3 protein-coding genes are annotated in these 1,853 nt (G+C 64.3%); all 3 read left to right on the top strand.

Annotation, left to right across the window (positions count from 1 at the left end; all coding sequences use genetic code 11):
- A partial coding sequence (locus AN233_RS17225; RefSeq protein ID WP_176696653.1) for a hypothetical protein occupies nt 1-670 on the top strand: 670 nt, incomplete at its 5' end.
- Nucleotides 671-979: a hypothetical protein gene (locus tag AN233_RS06320; RefSeq protein WP_058365962.1), complete on the top strand. Its 309-nt coding sequence runs from the start codon at nt 671-673 to the stop codon at nt 977-979.
- A gap of 40 nt (nt 980-1,019) precedes the next feature.
- Entirely contained in the window at nt 1,020-1,574 is a 555-nt protein-coding gene (locus AN233_RS06315) for a hypothetical protein (RefSeq protein WP_058365961.1), read from the top strand.
- The last annotated feature ends 279 nt before the right edge of the window (nt 1,575-1,853 follow it).

Here is a 1,853-nt window from a genome sequence, read left to right as displayed (position 1 = left end):
CGACGCGGATAGGAACGCGGTCGCGACGTCGACCGCGAACTCGCCCGTCTGGTTCCAGATCTCGAGCTCGGACGGGACCTACACGATCGAGCGCGCCTCCTCAGGCGGTCCCGATAAACCGCCGGTCGGAGTGGACGAGGCGACCTCAAGCCTGCCGATCGTCGCGATCTTCGGCGGCGTCACCGTCTCCGTGCTCGGCTTCGCGCTCGTCGGGCGCCGCGTGTTCGGTGCGGACGGGATCCGAGACAACTCGCTGCTGCTGGTCGGCGGGACCCTCACGGGACTCGTCGCGGTGCAGCTCATCTCCGGTGAGTCCGTGCTCGCGCAGCTGGCCGACATCGCGGGCGGCGTCGCCTCGAGCGCGTTCGGTGCGCTCCTGGGCGGCGTCGCGCTGCTGGTCGGGCTCTGGCAGCTGGAGCAGCGGACGCGGGCGAGCATCCCGCGGGAGCTGTTCGTGGTCGGCGGCGCCGGCGTCGTCGTCCTGCTGCTGGAGACGCTGAACCCCGGCACGGTAACGGACCCACTCTCGTCCGGGCTCGGTCAGCTCTCGACGGTGATCATCATCGCCGTCATCGGTGGCGGATACCTCGTGATCCGGCAGTGGCTCAAAGCGCGTGCGGCGCCCGATGAGCAGAACACGATCAAGATCGTCGGCCGGAGGAACGAGTAGATGCTCCCGGAGATCGTCTCCTCGCTGGGACTCGGCGGGCAGGTCGTCACGGCGGCGACGCTGTTCCTGGGGGCGATCTACGTCTACCGGGCGCAGGCAGTCGCACGCATCGCGGTCGCGGTCGGCGGCACGCTGGCGGGATACGCGCTCGTGCTGCTGATCGTGCTCGCGGTCGCGACCGGGCTCGGCTGGGTCGACCCGCGGCCGGCGACCGTGTTCGAGCACGCTCGCGCCGTGTGGTCGTTCCTGAGCGGTCGCGGAGCCGAGTGGCTGATGGAGGTCGTCCGGATCGTCGCGACGGCTGGATAGCGCAGGAACCTTTTACTACGCCACCACCGAGGACGAACTTATGAAGCGACGCGCGTTCCTCGCGTCAGTCGGGGCGGCTGTTCCCTTAGCCGGATGCCTCAGCGCCGCTGACGTGGGCGGGAGCGAAGCGCCCGAGCCGGTTGTGGAGCTACCGGTCGAAACTGACGACATGTGGCGAGTGAGGAAATTCTCCACCGTCGCTCTCGAAAGGGCCAGATACTACAACCGGAGCGAAGACGCCCTCGATCACGTGGAACCGGACAATGGACTCTTCTTCCAACAGGGGCTCGCCTTCGAGAACCTCGGCGGATGGGAAAGAGAACTCCCAGCCCCGGACAGGTTCCAAATGGAGGTCGGGGGAGAACGGTATGAGAGGATTGAACACCTGAACGGGGTTGGATTTCATCAACAGCGTACAGAGGATGAAGCAGAGTTCTCCGAAGCGGAAGTCGTTCCTGAGGCGCACCCCGGAGAGTCGGGGTATGTAGCCCCGCTATTCGACATCCCCGCGGACAGCGACCGGTATCTTCGATGGGACCATGATACGGTGGTCGATGGCCACGAGTCGCCAGTTTACTTTGATCTGAACGACTGAGGTGACGCAACCAGTTACACAAGCAGGTGCGGTAAATTAATCACGGAGGGAATCGGGGCTTTTCTCATGGTGTCAGACGTGATCGATAAACTCCAGAGGACGCGCAGATCGGCACGGAGGCGCACCCAATGATCGGCCAGTCAGCACCGATCGGTCCTCCGGAAATTCTCATTCTGGTATTGCTCCTGGTACTGATATTTGGTGCAAGTTCCATAGGTAGTAGCTCCAGCGACAGCAGTTCGAGCGGTGGGTCATCGGAACCTAAGACGGCCGAAAGGA

Origin of the sequence: Haloparvum sedimenti, from assembly GCF_001462205.1 — an archaeon.
Taxonomy (GTDB): Archaea; Halobacteriota; Halobacteria; order Halobacteriales; family Haloferacaceae; genus Haloparvum; species Haloparvum sedimenti.
The sequence above is the reverse complement of the archived record's forward strand: the minus strand, read 5'-3'. Positions and strand labels throughout refer to the sequence as shown.

Excerpts from the sequence above, each read along its gene's own strand:
- AN233_RS06320 (WP_058365962.1), top strand. The coding sequence starts at position 671 with ATGCTCCCGGAGATCGTCTCCTCGCTGGGACTCGGCGGGCAGGTCGTC.
- AN233_RS06315 (WP_058365961.1), top strand. The coding sequence starts at position 1,020 with ATGAAGCGACGCGCGTTCCTCGCGTCAGTCGGGGCGGCTGTTCCCTTA.